This window comes from Sphingomonas sp. 3P27F8 (genome assembly GCF_005502745.1).
In the GTDB taxonomy this organism is placed as follows: Bacteria; Pseudomonadota; Alphaproteobacteria; order Sphingomonadales; family Sphingomonadaceae; genus Sphingomonas.
This window is the reverse complement of record NZ_SCNL01000031.1, coordinates 1-14,584: the sequence shown is the minus strand read 5'-3', so window position 1 is coordinate 14,584 and position 14,584 is coordinate 1. Positions and strand designations below refer to the sequence as shown.

General features: G+C 65.0%; 18 protein-coding genes and 1 pseudogene. 4 read left to right on the top strand and 15 right to left on the bottom strand.

Annotated features, from left to right (window positions below):
* Positions 1 to 287: pseudogene (locus tag FFS35_RS19590) on the bottom strand (hypothetical protein); the annotation flags it as partial.
* Between the two features lie 174 nt (positions 288 to 461).
* On the opposite strand from FFS35_RS19590, the gene rph reads away from it, so the two are divergent.
* Both rph and rdgB read left to right on the top strand, forming a co-directional pair.
* Positions 462 to 1,175 carry a ribonuclease PH gene (gene rph, locus FFS35_RS19585; protein WP_137788452.1) on the top strand — a complete coding sequence of 238 codons (714 nt, stop codon included), beginning with the start codon at positions 462 to 464 and terminating at the stop codon, positions 1,173 to 1,175.
* On the top strand, positions 1,172 to 1,798 hold the full coding sequence (gene rdgB / locus FFS35_RS19580; RefSeq protein ID WP_137788451.1) for an RdgB/HAM1 family non-canonical purine NTP pyrophosphatase: 627 nt from the start codon (positions 1,172 to 1,174) through the stop codon (positions 1,796 to 1,798). The genes rph and rdgB overlap by 4 nt, the downstream gene beginning before the upstream one ends.
* Before the next feature lie 5 nt (positions 1,799 to 1,803).
* Here rdgB and FFS35_RS19575 read toward each other — a convergent pair whose 3' ends face one another.
* The 14 genes from FFS35_RS19575 to FFS35_RS19510 all read right to left on the bottom strand — a co-directional run bounded on the left by FFS35_RS19575 (position 1,804) and on the right by FFS35_RS19510 (position 13,452).
* A complete protein-coding gene (locus tag FFS35_RS19575; RefSeq protein ID WP_137788450.1) occupies positions 1,804 to 2,673 on the bottom strand; it encodes a 3-hydroxybutyryl-CoA dehydrogenase in 870 nt (289 codons plus the stop codon).
* A 158-nt stretch (positions 2,674 to 2,831) separates the two neighbouring features.
* Complete coding sequence (locus FFS35_RS19570; RefSeq protein WP_137788449.1) at positions 2,832 to 3,740, bottom strand: flagellar motor protein MotB; 909 nt, start codon at positions 3,738 to 3,740, stop codon at positions 2,832 to 2,834.
* A gap of 1 nt (position 3,741) precedes the next feature.
* Positions 3,742 to 4,605: a flagellar motor stator protein MotA gene (gene motA / locus FFS35_RS19565; RefSeq protein WP_137788448.1), complete on the bottom strand. Its 864-nt coding sequence runs from the start codon at positions 4,603 to 4,605 to the stop codon at positions 3,742 to 3,744.
* 103 nt (positions 4,606 to 4,708) lie between these two features.
* A complete protein-coding gene (locus FFS35_RS19560) occupies positions 4,709 to 5,599 on the bottom strand; it encodes a hypothetical protein (RefSeq protein ID WP_137788447.1) in 891 nt (296 codons plus the stop codon).
* Complete coding sequence (gene flgK, locus FFS35_RS19555; RefSeq protein ID WP_137788446.1) at positions 5,599 to 6,945, bottom strand: flagellar hook-associated protein FlgK; 1,347 nt, start codon at positions 6,943 to 6,945, stop codon at positions 5,599 to 5,601. Before flgK ends, FFS35_RS19560 begins: the two co-directional genes overlap by 1 nt.
* Entirely contained in the window at positions 6,945 to 7,286 is a 342-nt protein-coding gene (locus FFS35_RS19550; protein ID WP_137788445.1) for a rod-binding protein, read from the bottom strand. Before FFS35_RS19550 ends, flgK begins: the two co-directional genes overlap by 1 nt.
* Complete coding sequence (locus FFS35_RS19545; protein ID WP_249341749.1) at positions 7,283 to 8,440, bottom strand: flagellar basal body P-ring protein FlgI; 1,158 nt, start codon at positions 8,438 to 8,440, stop codon at positions 7,283 to 7,285. The genes FFS35_RS19550 and FFS35_RS19545 overlap by 4 nt, the downstream gene beginning before the upstream one ends.
* Complete coding sequence (locus FFS35_RS19540; protein ID WP_137788444.1) at positions 8,440 to 9,129, bottom strand: flagellar basal body L-ring protein FlgH; 690 nt, start codon at positions 9,127 to 9,129, stop codon at positions 8,440 to 8,442. The genes FFS35_RS19545 and FFS35_RS19540 overlap by 1 nt, the downstream gene beginning before the upstream one ends.
* A gap of 14 nt (positions 9,130 to 9,143) precedes the next feature.
* Positions 9,144 to 9,932: a flagellar basal-body rod protein FlgG gene (flgG, locus tag FFS35_RS19535; RefSeq protein WP_137788443.1), complete on the bottom strand. Its 789-nt coding sequence runs from the start codon at positions 9,930 to 9,932 to the stop codon at positions 9,144 to 9,146.
* Between the two features lie 12 nt (positions 9,933 to 9,944).
* A complete protein-coding gene (gene flgF, locus FFS35_RS19530; RefSeq protein WP_137788442.1) occupies positions 9,945 to 10,697 on the bottom strand; it encodes a flagellar basal body rod protein FlgF in 753 nt (250 codons plus the stop codon).
* A gap of 26 nt (positions 10,698 to 10,723) precedes the next feature.
* Positions 10,724 to 11,986 (bottom strand): flagellar hook protein FlgE, encoded by a 1,263-nt coding sequence (locus tag FFS35_RS19525; protein ID WP_137788441.1) that lies wholly within the window; start codon positions 11,984 to 11,986, stop codon positions 10,724 to 10,726.
* A gap of 21 nt (positions 11,987 to 12,007) precedes the next feature.
* Positions 12,008 to 12,694, bottom strand: coding sequence for a flagellar hook capping FlgD N-terminal domain-containing protein (locus FFS35_RS19520; protein WP_137788440.1), 687 nt, complete (start codon positions 12,692 to 12,694; stop codon positions 12,008 to 12,010).
* A gap of 3 nt (positions 12,695 to 12,697) precedes the next feature.
* Positions 12,698 to 13,105, bottom strand: coding sequence for a flagellar basal body rod protein FlgC (flgC, locus tag FFS35_RS19515; protein ID WP_137788439.1), 408 nt, complete (start codon positions 13,103 to 13,105; stop codon positions 12,698 to 12,700).
* Positions 13,106 to 13,107: 2 nt separating this feature from the next.
* A complete protein-coding gene (locus tag FFS35_RS19510) occupies positions 13,108 to 13,452 on the bottom strand; it encodes a flagellar basal body rod protein FlgB (protein ID WP_137788438.1) in 345 nt (114 codons plus the stop codon).
* 229 nt (positions 13,453 to 13,681) lie between these two features.
* Here FFS35_RS19510 and FFS35_RS19505 point away from each other — a divergent pair, with 229 nt between their 5' ends.
* Both FFS35_RS19505 and FFS35_RS19500 read left to right on the top strand, forming a co-directional pair.
* On the top strand, positions 13,682 to 14,353 hold the full coding sequence (locus tag FFS35_RS19505; RefSeq protein WP_137788437.1) for a MotA/TolQ/ExbB proton channel family protein: 672 nt from the start codon (positions 13,682 to 13,684) through the stop codon (positions 14,351 to 14,353).
* Positions 14,350 to 14,574, top strand: coding sequence for a flagellar motor protein MotB (locus FFS35_RS19500; RefSeq protein ID WP_137788436.1), 225 nt, complete (start codon positions 14,350 to 14,352; stop codon positions 14,572 to 14,574). The genes FFS35_RS19505 and FFS35_RS19500 overlap by 4 nt, the downstream gene beginning before the upstream one ends.
* Positions 14,575 to 14,584 lie beyond the last annotated feature (10 nt).

Genomic DNA, 14,584 nt, shown 5'->3' with positions numbered 1-14,584 from the left:
CCACGATAGGGACCGATCGGACCCCAGCCGGCCCACAGCGGCCCCAGATCATCGACCCGTGTTTCCTGGGTGATCTGGAAGAAGGTGCCCGTGTAGGTTTGGCCGTTGCTTAGCTGTGCGGTCATGTCACCGGATCGCGAACCCTGCGCTTTCCAGGTGAAGGTGGCCGTAAGCCCCGATTTGTCCGAATCCCCAACGCCCGTGCCGGTGGTGGTGCATCCTGCCATCAGACCGATGGCCACCAGCGCCATCAACGGGAGGGCCGTTCTCTTTGAAACCGTGGTCATGGCAATTTCTCCTGCAACCCCGGTGACACGCGGATCAGCGCGTCAGCGCAGCCGTTGTTCCAGACGATGCTGACACATGCCTTACGGATAATGGCGCGATCCCGGCATTCGCGATTGCCTCCGCCGGACGCACACCCTAGGCCCGCACGCCGTAACCCCAAGGAGACTTCGCCCATGCGCCCCAGCGGCCGCACCCCCGATCAGATGCGCGCAATCACCATCGAACCTCGCTTCACCCGCCATGCGGAAGGATCGGTGCTGATCGGCTTCGGCGATACCAAGGTGATCGTCACCGCCAGCATCGAGGAGCGCGTGCCACCGTTCCTGCGCGGCAAGGGGCAGGGCTGGGTCACCGCCGAATATGGCATGCTCCCCCGCGCCACCCACACACGCGGCAGCCGCGAAGCGGCGAAGGGCAAGCAATCGGGCCGGACGCAGGAAATCCAGCGCCTGATCGGCCGCTCGCTGCGCGCCGTGACGGATCTCTCCGCACTAGGCGAGCGCCAGATCACGCTGGATTGCGACGTTATCCAGGCCGATGGCGGCACCCGCACCGCCTCGATTTCGGGCGCGTGGGTCGCCTTGCGACTCGCGGTCGATGGGTTGCTGCGCGAGGGCAAGTTGACGAGCGACCCGATCGGCCAGAAAGTCGCGGCGGTGAGCTGCGGCATCTTCAAGGGCAACCCGGTGCTCGATCTCGATTATGACGAGGATTCGAACGCGGACGCCGATGCCAATTTCGTGCTGCTCGAAAACGGCCATATCGCCGAGGCGCAGGCCACCGCCGAGCACGCCACCTACGACGAGGAAGCGCTGCTCCGTCTGCTCCGTCTCGCGCGGATCGGCTGCACCGAAATCTTCGCGGCACAGGCGAAGGCGATCGCATGAGCGGCGAGGGCAACGAGCCGCAGGCAATCCGCAAGCTGGCCGCGGGCAAGCTGGTGATCGCCAGCCATAACCCCGGCAAGGTGCGCGAAATCGCCGCGCTGCTCGAGGGCCATGGGCTGGAAGTCATCTCCGCCGCAGCGCTCGACCTGCCCGAGCCGGAGGAAACCGGCACCACGTTCGTAATGAACGCCGAGTTGAAGGCGCGCGCGGCGGCTGACCTTTCCGGCCTGCCAGCGCTCGCCGACGATTCTGGGTTGTGCGTCGCTGCGCTGGGTGGCGATCCCGGTATCTTTTCCGCGCGCTGGGCGGGCGAGACGAAGGATTTCGATGAGGCGATGCGGCGGATCGAGGACAAGCTGGCCGCGATCGACGGCGCGCCGCGCGACGCGCATTTCGTCTGCGCGCTGGCCCTTGCGTGGCCGGACGGCCATGCCGAGTGGTTCGAGGGCCGCGTGGATGGCACCTTGGTGTGGCCGCCGCGGGGCGACAATGGTTTCGGCTACGATCCAATGTTCCTCGCCGATGGCGAACGCGAAACCTTTGGCGAGATGGATCAGGCGCGCAAGCATGCCATCAGTCACCGCGCCGACGCCTTTCGGCAATTGGTCGACGCGGTGTTCTGATCCGCTCAGCGCGTCGGCACCGGCGCGCTGCCCGAATAATCGTAGAAACCACGCCCGGTCTTGCGGCCGTACCAGCCCGCCTCGACATATTTCACGAGCAGCGGCGCGGGGCGGAACTTGGGGTCTCCGGTACCCTCGAACAGCACTCGGGTGATTTCCAAACAGGTGTCCAGCCCGATGAAATCCGCCAGTGTGAGCGGCCCCATCGGGTGATTGAGCCCGAGCTGGCACGCCAGATCAATGTCGCGGATGGTCGCGACGCCCTCGCCGAGCGCGAAGCACGCCTCGTTGAGCATCGGCATCAGGATACGGTTGACGATGAAGCCGGGCGCGTCATTCGCATGCACGACCTGCTTGCCGAGCGCCTGCGCGAACTGCTCGACCAGCGCGACCGTCGCATCGGCGGTCGCAAGCCCTCGGATCAGTTCGATCAGCCCCATCACCGGCACGGGATTGAAGAAATGCACGCCGACAAAGCGCGCGGCATCGGGCGCTGCCTGCGCCAGCCGCGTGATAGGGATCGAAGAAGTGTTGGAGGCGAGCACCGCATCCTTGCCTAGCACCTTGCCGACCTCGGCGAAGATGCCGCGCTTGATTTCCTCACGTTCCGTCGCCGCCTCGATCACCAACGCGCAAGGCGCCATCGCCGCGAGCGTACCGACCGGCTCGATCCGCTCCAGCGCGCGATCGCGCCCGTCCGCGTCGATCTTGCCCTTCTCCACATCACGCGCGAGCCGCTTGGCTATGCCGGTCTTGCCCGCTTCGGCGCGCGCCTGATCGACATCGGCAAGCAGAACGCGATAGCCCGCCTGTGCCGCAACCTGCGCGATTCCCGCACCCATCTGCCCCGCACCGATCACGCCAACTGCCTGCATCTATCGCCTCCATGGAATTACGTACGGTCGCATAGCCGCTTTCACGCGTGAAGCCAGCCGCGCAGAAGCACCCCGTGCCAACGATGGGCCGTGATATAAGCTGTGCTGCTGATCGCCGGCGGCTCGAACAAATTGACGGCCGACGTTTTCGCGACCGTTCAGCGGCCGAACACGCCGGCGCGATAGAGCAGCGTGATGGCGACACGGCGATTGCGCGGATCGGCCGGGTCGTTGGCGATCATCGGCTCGCGATCGGCGACGCCCTCGATCCGATTGAAGCGCGCCTCCGGTATTCCGGCGAGCGCGAGCCGGCGGCGGGTCGCCTCGGCGCGGCCGGTGGCGAGCGTCCAGTTGTTCATCGCGCGCGGATCGCCGTAGGGTACCGAATCGGTATGGCCACGGATCATGATCGGGTTGCCGGTGCGCGTGATGCTGTCGCCGACCATCCCGATAAGTTCGGAAGCGGCCGGCTCCAGCACGGTCGTGCCGAGCGCGAACATCGAGTAATTGGCATCGTCGATCAGATCGATGCGCATCCCGTCCTGCGTCATCACGAACCGGATATGGCGCGACAGCTTGCTGAGATCCGCGCGCGCGGCGATCCGCTCCAGCACCTGGCGACGCAGCGCTGCGAAATTCTTGCGATCTTCCGCGGCGACCGATTCCGGACTGCGCAGCGAGCCTTTCTTGCCCGCGCCCATCATCTTGCCGCCCGCCTCGTTATCGATGCGCGCGACGAGCGTCGGGAGCCGCGAATTGCCGTCGTCCGGCCCGGTCTTCTGATCGCTGACGACGGATTTGCCGCCGAACAGCCCCGAGCCGCCGATCCCCAGCGACTTGGTGTTGAGAATCGTGGGCGCGAAATAATCCGCTATGCCCTTGCGCTGCTTCTCGGTCGTCGCCCCGAGCAGCCACAAAAGCAGGAAGAACGCCATCATCGCCGTCACGAAATCGGCGTAGGCAACCTTCCACGCGCCGCCGTGATGGCCGCCGTGCCCCTCGATATAGATTTTCTTGTAGATGATCTTCGGCGGCTGGTTCGAGCCGTGCGGCGCGCGCGCGGCCATGCTACTTGCCCCTCAGGCCGTCGAAAACCTCGGCGAAGCCGGGCTGGTTCTTGTGCGCGATGCCGGAGCGTGCCGCCTCGATCACCAGCGGCTGCGGATGACCGTGCAGCGAGGCGACGATGATCTGCTTCACCACATGATAGATGGCGGCATCGGCCTCGATCACCTGCTTCAACCGGTTCGCGAGCGGATTCACGATGCCATAGGCCAGCAGCACACCCATGAACGTGCCAACCAGTGCCGAGCCGATCATCGCCCCCAGGACCGACGGCGGCTTGTCGATCGAGCCCATCGTCTTCACGATCCCGAGCACCGCGGCAACGATGCCGAGCGCGGGGAGCGCATCGGCGAGGCTGCTCAGCGTGTGCTGCGGCCCCTCAACCTCGTGGTGGTGCGTCTTGATCGCATTGTCCATCACCTCCTCGACCGCATGCACGTCGAGCGTCCCGGATGAGACGACGACGAGCCGCAGCGTATCGGCAATCAGGTTTACGAGCGTATGATCGGCCTGTAGGCGCGGATATTCGGCAAAGACGGCGGAGGATTTCGGATCCTCGACATGCGGCTCCAGCGCGATCGGCCCTTCCATGCGAAGCATCTTCATCAGTTTCGAGACGAGGAAGATCGTGTCGAGATAATCCTGCTTCTTGTACTTCGGGCCCTTGAACACCTTGGCGAGGCCCCCGCCCATCGCCTTGAGTTCCTTGCCCGAATTGCCGATGATCAGCGCACCGGCAGCGGCGCCGCCGATGATGAGCATCTCGTGCGGGATCGCTTCGAACACCGGTCCGAGCGCGCCGCCGGTGATGGCGAAACCGCCGAAAACCATGCCAAGGAGGACAACAAGGCCAATGGCCGGAAACATTTTTGCACCCCCGCGGCAAATCGTGTGTTGGCTTGTGGTTACCGCCCGTTCGTCGCCATCCGGTTAACCACCATTGTTTTTAGTCAGGCGGCATCCGCCATCATCACTTCAGATAATCGAACAGCGACATGCTTGAGAGCTTCGTGAAGCTCGCCTGCGTCGCGGACAGCACCGTCATCGTCTTCTGAAGTTCGGCGATCGAGGTGGCATAATCGAAGCCGTCAACATCGGTGCGCGCCTGCGAGCGATCCACCGTCGCGGAGCTGATCTGCCCCGCGACGATATCGACACGCGCAGCACGCGCGCCGATCGACGCCTGTGTTGTCGTCACCTGATCGGATATCTGCTGAAGCGTATCCTTGGCCGCGGCGGGGACATCGGTGCCGGCGTTGAGCGCGGCCATCATCGCGGTGATCGCCTGCCCCAGGTCACTCGCTCCCGTCTTGAGAAACGTCGACGCGTTGTTGCTAGGCTGAACCGACTGGTTGTCACCGATCGGGATGACGGCCGCATTGCCGGTCGTGAACGATAGCGACCCGTCGGCGTTCTGCGTCACCGCGGTCGTGCCGGTGCTGCCGCCGAACAGCGGGCCGCCGCGCATGTCGGTGGCGTTTGCGGTGGCGAGGATCGAGGTGAGCAGGTCGGAAAGTTGCGTCGCCATCGTCGCGCGGGCGCTGGCCGGCAAGGTGCCGTTGGCCGCCTGCGTGACGAGCGTCGACATCTGCTGAAGCTGGTCGCCGATCTGGCCGAGCGCGCTGTCCGCCTGTTGCAGCACCGATTTCGCGACCGACACATTGCCGCTGTAGGCGGTGTCGTTGGCATCGGCGAGCGACAGCCCCTGCAGCCGCGACCACGCAACGCTGTTGTCCGAAGGCGAGAGGATGTTGCTCTGCACCGTGATCTGCTGATTCAGCCGATCCGCCTGCGCGGTGAGCGATTGCATCGAGGATGCCGCGCGGTTGTAAAACAGGTTGGTGGAAGGTGCGATCGTCATCAGCGGATATCCAGAATGGACTGGAAGGTATCGCGCGCCACCTGAATGACGCGGCTGGAAGCGGAATAGGCCTGCTGGAAACGCAGCAGATCGACCGCCTCCGTATCGAGATCGACGCCGGTCACCGCATCGCGCGCGCTGACCGCGCTGTCGCGGATCGCGCCCTGTGCGGCGGCGACGGTATTCTTGTTCTGCAAAGCGGCGGCGTTGGCGGATACCATCGTCGTTACCTTGGCCTCGAACCCGCCAGTCGAACGCAGCGTATCGAATTGCAGGATATTGCCGTTGTCGCGCGTGCCGCCACCCACCGCCGCTGCTGCGATGCCGCTGGGATCGGTAAGCGCGAGCGAGATATCGGTGGGCGCCGCGCCGACATTGAACATCGGCTGGCCGGCGGCATTATTAAGATCACGGCCCTGTGCCTGGAGCGCGTTGACGCCGTTGACGAAATTGGTCGCCAGCGTGTTGAGCTGATCGCGGGTATCGGCGATCCGCTGCGCACCGTCGACGATGCCGCCCAGCGCGCCGCCGCCGGGGGTAAGCACCGAATAAGTCCCGTTGTTCTGCACCGCGAAAGATACAGTGCCGGCAGCGTTGCGGGCGTAGGTGACGGTCGCGGCGTCATTGCCTGACACCAGCACCGGGCCGCCAGCGCCGCCCGCGCGCACCGTTGCGCGGCCAGCCGCATCGAAACTGACATTCACATCGACCAGCGCGCTCATCTGATCGAGGATCGAATCGCGTTGATCGGAGAGGTTGGCCGACTGTGCACTATTCGACCCCACACGCCCCAGCCCGTCGTTCACCTTGGCGAGCGCGGTGGCGAGCGAACTGAGACTGGCGGTGGCCTGATCTGCGTTGGCATCGAGATCGGCGGTCACCTGCGCCAGTGCATTGCCGGTCGCGCTGAAGGCGTTGGCGGCGGTGGTAGCATTTTCCAGCATCGTGGCGCGGGGCGTGGGAGAGGCTGGATCGGCCGCCACCGATTTGGCGGCGTTGAAGAAATTGGTCAGGCTGGTCGCAAGATCGGGGCCGGTGAGCGCGGACTGAATGCGATCGAGCCACACTGATCCGGCCTGGGTGCGCGCAAGATCGGCGCCGGCGCTGCGCACTGCTTCCGACTTGAACATGTCCGACGCGCGATTGACCCCGGCAGCGATCGAGCCATAGCCGTTCATCGCATTGGCGGCAGTAAAGATCGTGGTGGGCGCCCCGACTTCCTGCACGTTGATCGCGCGGCGCGAGTATGACGAATTGCCGACGTTCGCGATGTTCTCCGACACCGTCGACAGCGCCGTCTGATACGTGCGCACGCCCGAAGCGCCGATGGAGAGCAGGTCAGCCATCAGCTTTCCGTGGCAGAACCGTGGTTAAGATCGGGTTGCGAGCGCGAGAGGAAATCGGTCATCGCCTTGCCGATGCCGAGCGGGGTATGTTCGGCCATCTGCTGCACGACCTTCTGATCCTGCATGTCGCGGAACGTATCGAGCGCCTGGCTCTGGAACAGCGGGTCGGCGAGCTTCGCCTGCCGCATCGATTTGAGCATCATCCCGGTGAAAACCGCTTCGAACTGCTTTCCCGCCTTGGCGAGATTTTCCTTCGACGCGGTGCGCGCGAGGCCGCTATCGAGGCCGGTGGCGCCGGTGATCTGCGTCTTGGCGACGGCGCTGGCGACATCGGCCGTCATAGCACCACCAGCTCGGCCTTCAGCGCGCCGGCCTCCTTCAGCGCCTCCAGGATCGCGACCAGATCGGCCGGCGACGCGCCTATGGCGTTCACCGCCTTGACGATATCGGCAAGCTTCGGTCCTGGCGAAAGCAGGAACATGGGGCGACGCTCCTCATCGATCGCCACGCCCGATTTCTGCTGGAGCGCGGTCTGACCCTGGCTGAACGGGCCCGGCTGGCTGACCCGCTGGTTCTCATCGATGCGCACGGTCAGCTTGCCGTGCGTCACCGCGGCCGGACCGACCCGAACCGCAGAGTTTATAACGACCGTTCCCGTCCGGGCATTAACAATTACTTTTGCGGGCGGCTCGGCGGAGGTGACGTCGAGGTTCTCGATCTGCGACATCAGCGCCGCGCGCACGTCCGCGCCGAGCGGCGCCTTCACCGCGATCGACACGCCATCTTTCGCTTCCGCCGTGCCGAAGCCGAGCCGCTTGTTGATCGCGGTGGCGACGTTCTGTGCCGTGGTGAAATCGGCGCGAGCCAGGTTGAAGGTGAGAAACGGCGTCTGCTCAAATCCCGTGGCCACCGCGCGTTCGACCGTCGCGCCTTCGGGGATACGACCGGTGGAAGGAACGTTGACGACGATCTTCGATCCGTCCGCGCCTTCGGCACCCAGGCCGCCGACCGCGAGATTGCCCTGCGCCATCGCATAGACCTGCCCATCCGCACCGAGCAGTGGCGCCAGCACCAGGCTGCCGCCGCGCAGCGACTTCGCCTTGCCCATCGAGGCGACCGTGATGTCGATCCGCTGGCCGGGCTTCGCGAAGGCGGGAAGCTCCGCCGTAATCATCACCACGGCGGCATTCTTGAGCCCAGGATTCACGTTCGACGGCAGTTGCAGCCCGAAGCGCGAGGCCACCGCCTTCACCGATTGTACGGTGAATTCGAGATTGTCGTCGCCCGTACCGGGCAAGCCGACCACTATGCCGTAACCGGTCAACTGGTTCGATCGGATGCCCTGGAAGCCGCCGAGATCCTTGATGCGATCGGCCGACGCCGGGCTCGCGGACAGTATCGCGACCAACAGCGCGACAAGTGCGAGCCACCAGATTTCGCGATCCGAGCGGATCGATCGGCGCGCGCGCGCGGCAGGGGATGCCAGATTCTGCATCAGAACGGACTCACCACCTGGAAGAAGCGGCTCAGCCAGCCCTGGCGGCTGGCGCGGGCGACATCGCCCTTGCCGGTGTAGGCGATCTGCGCGTCGGCGACGCGTGTCGAGGGCACGCGATTGTCGAGATCGACGTCGGCGGCGCGGACGATGCCCTTGATCTGGACGAATTCATCGCCGCGATTGAGCGTGACGCGCTTCTGCCCCTGCACCAGCATCGTGCCGTTGGGGAACACCTGCGCCACCGTCACGGACATCTCGCCGGAGAGCGAGTTGGCCTGATCGGTCGTCCCCGCGCCGTTGAAGTTGCGGGTCCCGCTGGCCGAGGCATCGGTAGACTTGAACAGCGAGAGCGGGCCGGTGGTCGGCGGCGTGATGCCGAAACCGCCGCCAGAATCTAGCTTCGAGGAGGCGGATTTGGACGCCGCGGTGCGCTCCACGAGCACGATCGTGAGCGGATCGCCCACGCGCCGCGCACGCCATCCTTCGTGCAGCGCGGCATAGCCGCCTGCCACCTGAAAGATCGCGCCATTCGGCTGTGCCGCAGGCTCCGCCGGCGCCATTGGCGCCAGGCGTACTGCGGAAAAGTCCTCGACCGGCGCCTTCTTGCCGAGCAGCTTCGCATCCGCGGCCGGGGCGGCCAGCAGCGCGGCCGCGGCGATGGTGATGGAAAAAGATACGCGCGTCATGTCCGGTCCCGGCATCAGAGGTTCTGGTTGACGTATTTGAGCATGTCGTCGGTGGCCGAGATCATCTTTGAATTGACCTCATAGGCACGCTGCGTCTCGATCATGTCGACGAGCTCCTCGACGACATTGACGTTCGACGCCTCCAGCATCCCCTGCCGCACCGAGCCGCGTCCGTCCTCGCCTGGCACGCCCATATTGGCGGCGCCGGAGGAGGCGGTTTCCTTGACGTAATTGTCCCCGGCGCTTTGCAAGCCCGCCGAATTGGGGAAGTTCGCGATCTGGATCTGCCCCAGCGTCTGCGGATTGCTCGAGCCGGGGACGGTGGCGGAGACGGTGCCGTCGGTGCCGATCGTGATCGATGTCGCGCCCTGCGGCACGGTGATCCCCGGCATCACCTGATAGCCGTCGCTGGTAACCAGCTGCCCTTCCGGCGAGCGCGAGAAATTGCCCGCGCGGGTATAGCCGAGCTGGCCGCCGGGCATCTGCACCTGGAAATAGCCGTCGCCGTCGATCGCGAGATCGAGGCTGTTGCCGGTGGTGTTGAGCGAGCCGGTCGTATCGATCCGCGCCGTACCCTGCACGCGCACGCCGGTGCCCAGGTTCAGCCCGGTGGCATATTGCGTCGATTGCGTCGACTGCGCCCCCGGCGCGGTGACCACCTGATAGCCGAGCGTCGCGAAAGCCGCGCGATCGCGCTTGAACGCGGTGGTATTCACGTTCGCGAGATTGTTCGAAATGACGCGCATGCGCATGTCCTGGGCGTCGAGCCCGGTGCGCGCGATATGCATGGCGGCGGTGGTCATCGTTCAGTTTCCTCAGGCTGGAAGGCGCATGACGGATGCCGCGCCCTCGTCCATATCCTTGGCGTTCTTGAGCATGCTGGCCTGCACCTCATAGCTGCGCTGATTCTCGATCATGTCGACCAGCGCCTGCGTCATGTTGACGTTCGACCCCTCGAGCGTGCCGGACGCGACCTGCGCGTCGAGATTCTCCGGCAGCGATCCGCCGCCGCGCACGTGAAGCAGGTTATCCAGCCCCTTCACGGTATCGGCGCCATTGTCCGAAACGAGCTTTATCTTGTCGATCACCTGCGGCTTGCCCGATGCCTCGCCCTGCGGGACGATCGAGATCGAGCCATCCGAGCCGATCGTCAGCGAATTGTATGGCGGGATGGTGATCGGGCCGGACTGACCCATCACCAGAAAGCCGTCCCCCGTCTGCAATGTGCCAGATGCGGTGACCGACAGATCGCCGCGCCGCGTATAGGCTTCCCCCCCGTCGGGTGCCTGCACCGCGATCCAGTCCTTGCGGTCGGTGACCGCTACATCGAGACTGCGCCCGGTGGAGATCAGCGTGCCCTGCTGGCGATCAGCGTCGGTCACTTCCGACGAGGTCGGCGCGCGCGCCATCAGCGATGCGCCCCCACCCGTCAGCTGGATCTGATCGAACACCACGCGATCGGCGCGAAAGCCGGTGGTGGAGGCGTTGGCCATATTATTGGCGATCGCGGCCTGGGCCTGCATATGCGCCCGCAGCCCCGTCGCCGCCGTATAGACCAGCTTATCCATCTACGCCTCCCGCGCGCTCTTCGCGATCACGACCGGATGTTGAAGATCGTCTGGGAAATCTGATTGTCGGTATCGAGCGCCTTGGCATTCGCCTGGAAGTTGCGCTGCGCCGCGATCAGATTGACCAGCTCTTCGGTGATATCGACGTTCGAGCGCTCGATCGTACCCGTCATCAGAGAGCCAAGGCCGTTCTGGTTCGCCGATCCGGCGACCGGATCGCCCGAAATGCCGGTGGCCTGCCAATAGCTGGACCCGATCTGCCGCAGGCCCGAAGGGTTGGCGAAATTGATGATCGCCACCTTGCCGAGATTGCGGACATCGCCGTTCGAATAGCTCGCCTTGACGAGGCCTGTCTCATCGATGGTCACGCCGGAAATCTGCCCGACGGAGGAGCCGTCCTGCGTCCGCGCCGAAACGTTGAAGGGCGACGCGATCTGCGTGGTGGACGCACCGAAATCGACCGTGACCGTCTGCGCCGCGGTAGCGCCCGATGGCGTGACCGGATCGAACGTGGTGGTGTTGCCGCCGGTGAGCTGGCCCGCGCTGTTGAAGGTCATCGTCGTGCTCGGCGCGCCGCCGGCGGTAAGCTGCTGGTCGCCGATGTAGCTGAACGCGCTCCACGTGCTGTTGCCGGATGCGTCCGGCGTGGTGTCGCGCCGGAAATAGGTGGTCATGGTGAGCGCATTGCCGTTCGCATCGAAAACGGTGCTCGACGTGGAATTGTTGTAGCTGGTCGGATCGAAGCGATCGAACGTCGCGTTGCTGGGCAGGCCGGCGCTGGACGACAGGTTGAGCGTGTATTTCACGTTCGATGTGGCGACCGCGACGCCGCTGGTGGACGGAAGCTGCAGCGACACGGTGGAATCGAGGCCGGATGCGACGACCGCGCCGGAGCCGTCGACCGGATAGACCTGCAGATGGCCGCCGTTCGAATCGACCACATAGTGGTTCGCATCGACGCTGAAGCCGCCGTTGCGCGTGAAGTTCACCTTCGCCGCCTCGGGATCCGGCTTCACCGCGAAGAAGCCGTCGCCGGAGATCGCGAGATCGAGCGCGTTGCCCGACTGCGTGAAGCTGCCCTGCGTGAACTGCTGGATGTTGCCCTTCACGATCGTGCCGGAGCCTACCATCGAGGTGGGCGAGGTGGAGATGTTGCTCGCGATCACGTCGGCAAATTCCGAGCGCGACTTTTTGAAACCGTTCGTTGCGACGTTGGCCAGATTATGGCTGATGACCGACATATCGGTCTGCGCCGCCTGAAGGCCGGTGAGCGAAGTGTAGAAGGCCATGGGGGATTACTCCTGTGAAATTCAGCCGATCTGGCGGACGGCGGAGGCATTGGTATCGCCAAGGCCGGGAAGCGAGAGGACGGTGCTGCCGCTGGTGGTCGACACCGACGTGACCGGCGCCCAGACGAGCCCGGTTGCGGCAACCGTGGCGCCGCTGTTCTGCGCGGAAACCGCGATCGTGAACGGGCCGGTGCCGGCGGCGGCGCCCTGATCGGTCGTGCCGTCCCAGTCATAGGCGACGGTGCCCTTGGACTGCGGCCCGAGCTTCATCGTCTTCAGCACCTCGCCATTGGCGTCGCTGATGGTGACGTTGACGTTGGTGGCATCGCCGCCCAGTTCGATCGATCCGGTGAGGCCGCCGGAGGTGCGGCCATAAGCGACATTGCCAGGCACCAGCACGGTCTTGCCGATATAGCTCACCGCGTCCGATGTGGTGGCGGCGCCGAGCTTGTCGGCGATCGCCTTCAGCGTCGTCGACATGTCCGAAATGCCGGCGAGCGACGAGAATTGCGCCATCTGCGCGACCATCTGCGTATTGTCGACGGGCGAGAACGGATCCTGATTCTGCATCTGCGCCGTCATCAGCTTCAGAAAATCCGCCTGGCCGAGCGTCGTCTGGCCGGTGTTGGCGGTGGAGGAACTGGTGGTCGATCGGGCGATGCCGAGCGATGCCAGCGTAGAATCGAACGTGCTGTCGGTGGTGGTCATCTATCAGCGCCCCAATTTGATGGTGTCGAGGATCAAAGACTTTGCGGTGTTCATCACCTCGACGTTGTTCTGGTAGCTGCGCGCCGTCTCCATCATGTCGACGAGCTCGCGGGTTTCATCGACGGCGGCTTCGTAGATATTGCCGTCCTTGTCGGCGATCGGATTACTGGGATCGTACCGCTTCGTCGGCGTGCTGCCGGCGGTGACGACCTGCACCGCATCGACCGTCGACAGGCCGGAGGCGGCGTCGAAGGTGGTGCGGAACACCGGCTTGATCGTGCGATAGGCATCCGCTTCCGAACCGGCGATGCCGCCTGCGTTGGCAAGGTTCGACGCGGTCGTGTTCATGCGCACGAGCTGCGCGGACATCGCGCGCCCCGCCACCTGGAAGATCGACATCGGCGTGGCCATGCTCACTCTCCCTTCAGCGCGCGGGTGATCTGGCTGATCCGCCCGTTCAGGAAGGAAAGCGTCGTCTGATACTGGACGGCGTTTTCGGCGAAGGCGGTCTGCTCCTGGCTCAGATCGACGGTGTTGCCGTCCATCGAGGGTTGCAGCGGCACGCGATATTTCACGCTCGCGTCAAAGCCGGTGTCGCCACCTTGCTCGACCGCGCCAAGCGCCTGCTGGAAGTTCACGTCACGCGCCTTGAAGCCCGGCGTGGAAGCGTTGGCGATGTTCGACGCGAGCAGCCCCATGCGCTGCGAGCGCACCGTGAGCGCGGCGCCGTGAACTCCGAACAACGTGTCGCTGGCCATCGGCCGGGTCTCCTGCACGGGAATGTGCGGTGAAGGATCAGCAAGCAGCGTGCCAATTGCCGGCACAGCGCGGGTCAAGCGTCGTCCGCCGCGCCGGGCGGCAAGATCTTGCCGGTTGGCCGGCAACGATTGCCGCCGAGGCGCGCGGTACTGGCAACCCATCGCTCGCCGATCGCAGCGGAAGCGACATAGGCGGAAAACTGGCCCGAGCCTTGCAGAACACGCAGGCATGACCCCAGGCACGTTCCTCGACCCCTATGCCGCGATCATCGTTGGTGGCGGCACGTTCGTCGCGGCGATGCTGCGCACGCCGTCGGCGGATCTTGGCCGCGCGCTGAAGGCGCTCGTCACATTGCCGAGGCGTGATTTTTCCGCAGAACCGCTGATCGAGCAGGTCAACGCCTTGTCCCGCATCGCCAGGCGGCATGGCACGATCGCGCTCGACCGCTCGGTCATCGCCGATGCCGATCTTGCCGCCGGCATCGCGCTGATCGTCGATGGCGAAGGTGCGGACGCGGTGATCCGCGAGATGCGCCATCGCCGGCGCGCGCGGATCGAGCGCCATGCCGCCGCCGCCGAGATGTGGAGCGGGATGGCGGAGGTAGCCCCTGCGATGGGCATGGTCGGCACGCTTGTCGGCCTGGTCGCGATGTTCACCCAGATGCGTGATCCGCGCGCGATCGGAGTCGCGATGGCCGTGGCGCTGCTCGCGACGCTCTATGGCGCGATCATCGCCAACCTCGTCGCCATGCCGATCGCCATGCGCCTGCGCGCCGCCGCGCGGATCGAAGCGTTCGAGCGTGCCCGGCTGGAGGCGCCGCTCGCCGCGCTCGCCATGCGCGAGGCGCCGCGCACCGCCGGCCCGGTCACCTTCTCGCCGATGCGGGAGGAGACGAAGTGACCGGTGAGACTGCCTTCGACGAATTTCCCGCGCGTGCGCCCGCGCGGCCGCTGTGGCTGATGACGCTCGCCGATCTCGCGCTGCTGCTCGTCGGCTTTTTCGTGCTGCTCCAGGCGAACCAGACGCTTGATCCGCACAAGCTGGCCGAATGTCCCTTAAACACAATTGACGCTGCCACCAATAAGCAAGGTTTGAAGCACAGTTGTCGCAGTATCATTTAAAAAAAAACAA

Bases quoted from the DNA above. Each gene is read 5' to 3' on its own strand.
- rph (WP_137788452.1), top strand. From the start codon at position 462: ATGCGCCCCAGCGGCCGCACCCCCGATCAGATGCGCGCAATCACCATC.
- rdgB (WP_137788451.1), top strand. From the start codon at position 1,172: ATGAGCGGCGAGGGCAACGAGCCGCAGGCAATCCGCAAGCTGGCCGCG.
- FFS35_RS19575 (WP_137788450.1), bottom strand. From the start codon at position 2,673: ATGCAGGCAGTTGGCGTGATCGGTGCGGGGCAGATGGGTGCGGGAATC.
- FFS35_RS19570 (WP_137788449.1), bottom strand. From the start codon at position 3,740: ATGGCCGCGCGCGCGCCGCACGGCTCGAACCAGCCGCCGAAGATCATC.
- motA (WP_137788448.1), bottom strand. From the start codon at position 4,605: ATGTTTCCGGCCATTGGCCTTGTTGTCCTCCTTGGCATGGTTTTCGGC.
- FFS35_RS19560 (WP_137788447.1), bottom strand. From the start codon at position 5,599: ATGACGATCGCACCTTCCACCAACCTGTTTTACAACCGCGCGGCATCC.
- flgK (WP_137788446.1), bottom strand. From the start codon at position 6,945: ATGGCTGACCTGCTCTCCATCGGCGCTTCGGGCGTGCGCACGTATCAG.
- FFS35_RS19550 (WP_137788445.1), bottom strand. From the start codon at position 7,286: ATGACGGCCGATGTCGCCAGCGCCGTCGCCAAGACGCAGATCACCGGC.
- FFS35_RS19545 (WP_249341749.1), bottom strand. From the start codon at position 8,440: ATGCAGAATCTGGCATCCCCTGCCGCGCGCGCGCGCCGATCGATCCGC.
- FFS35_RS19540 (WP_137788444.1), bottom strand. From the start codon at position 9,129: ATGACGCGCGTATCTTTTTCCATCACCATCGCCGCGGCCGCGCTGCTG.
- flgG (WP_137788443.1), bottom strand. From the start codon at position 9,932: ATGACCACCGCCGCCATGCATATCGCGCGCACCGGGCTCGACGCCCAG.
- flgF (WP_137788442.1), bottom strand. From the start codon at position 10,697: ATGGATAAGCTGGTCTATACGGCGGCGACGGGGCTGCGGGCGCATATG.
- FFS35_RS19525 (WP_137788441.1), bottom strand. From the start codon at position 11,986: ATGGCCTTCTACACTTCGCTCACCGGCCTTCAGGCGGCGCAGACCGAT.
- FFS35_RS19520 (WP_137788440.1), bottom strand. From the start codon at position 12,694: ATGACCACCACCGACAGCACGTTCGATTCTACGCTGGCATCGCTCGGC.
- flgC (WP_137788439.1), bottom strand. From the start codon at position 13,105: ATGGCCACGCCGATGTCGATCTTCCAGGTGGCGGGGCGCGCGATGTCC.
- FFS35_RS19510 (WP_137788438.1), bottom strand. From the start codon at position 13,452: ATGGCCAGCGACACGTTGTTCGGAGTTCACGGCGCCGCGCTCACGGTG.
- FFS35_RS19505 (WP_137788437.1), top strand. From the start codon at position 13,682: ATGACCCCAGGCACGTTCCTCGACCCCTATGCCGCGATCATCGTTGGT.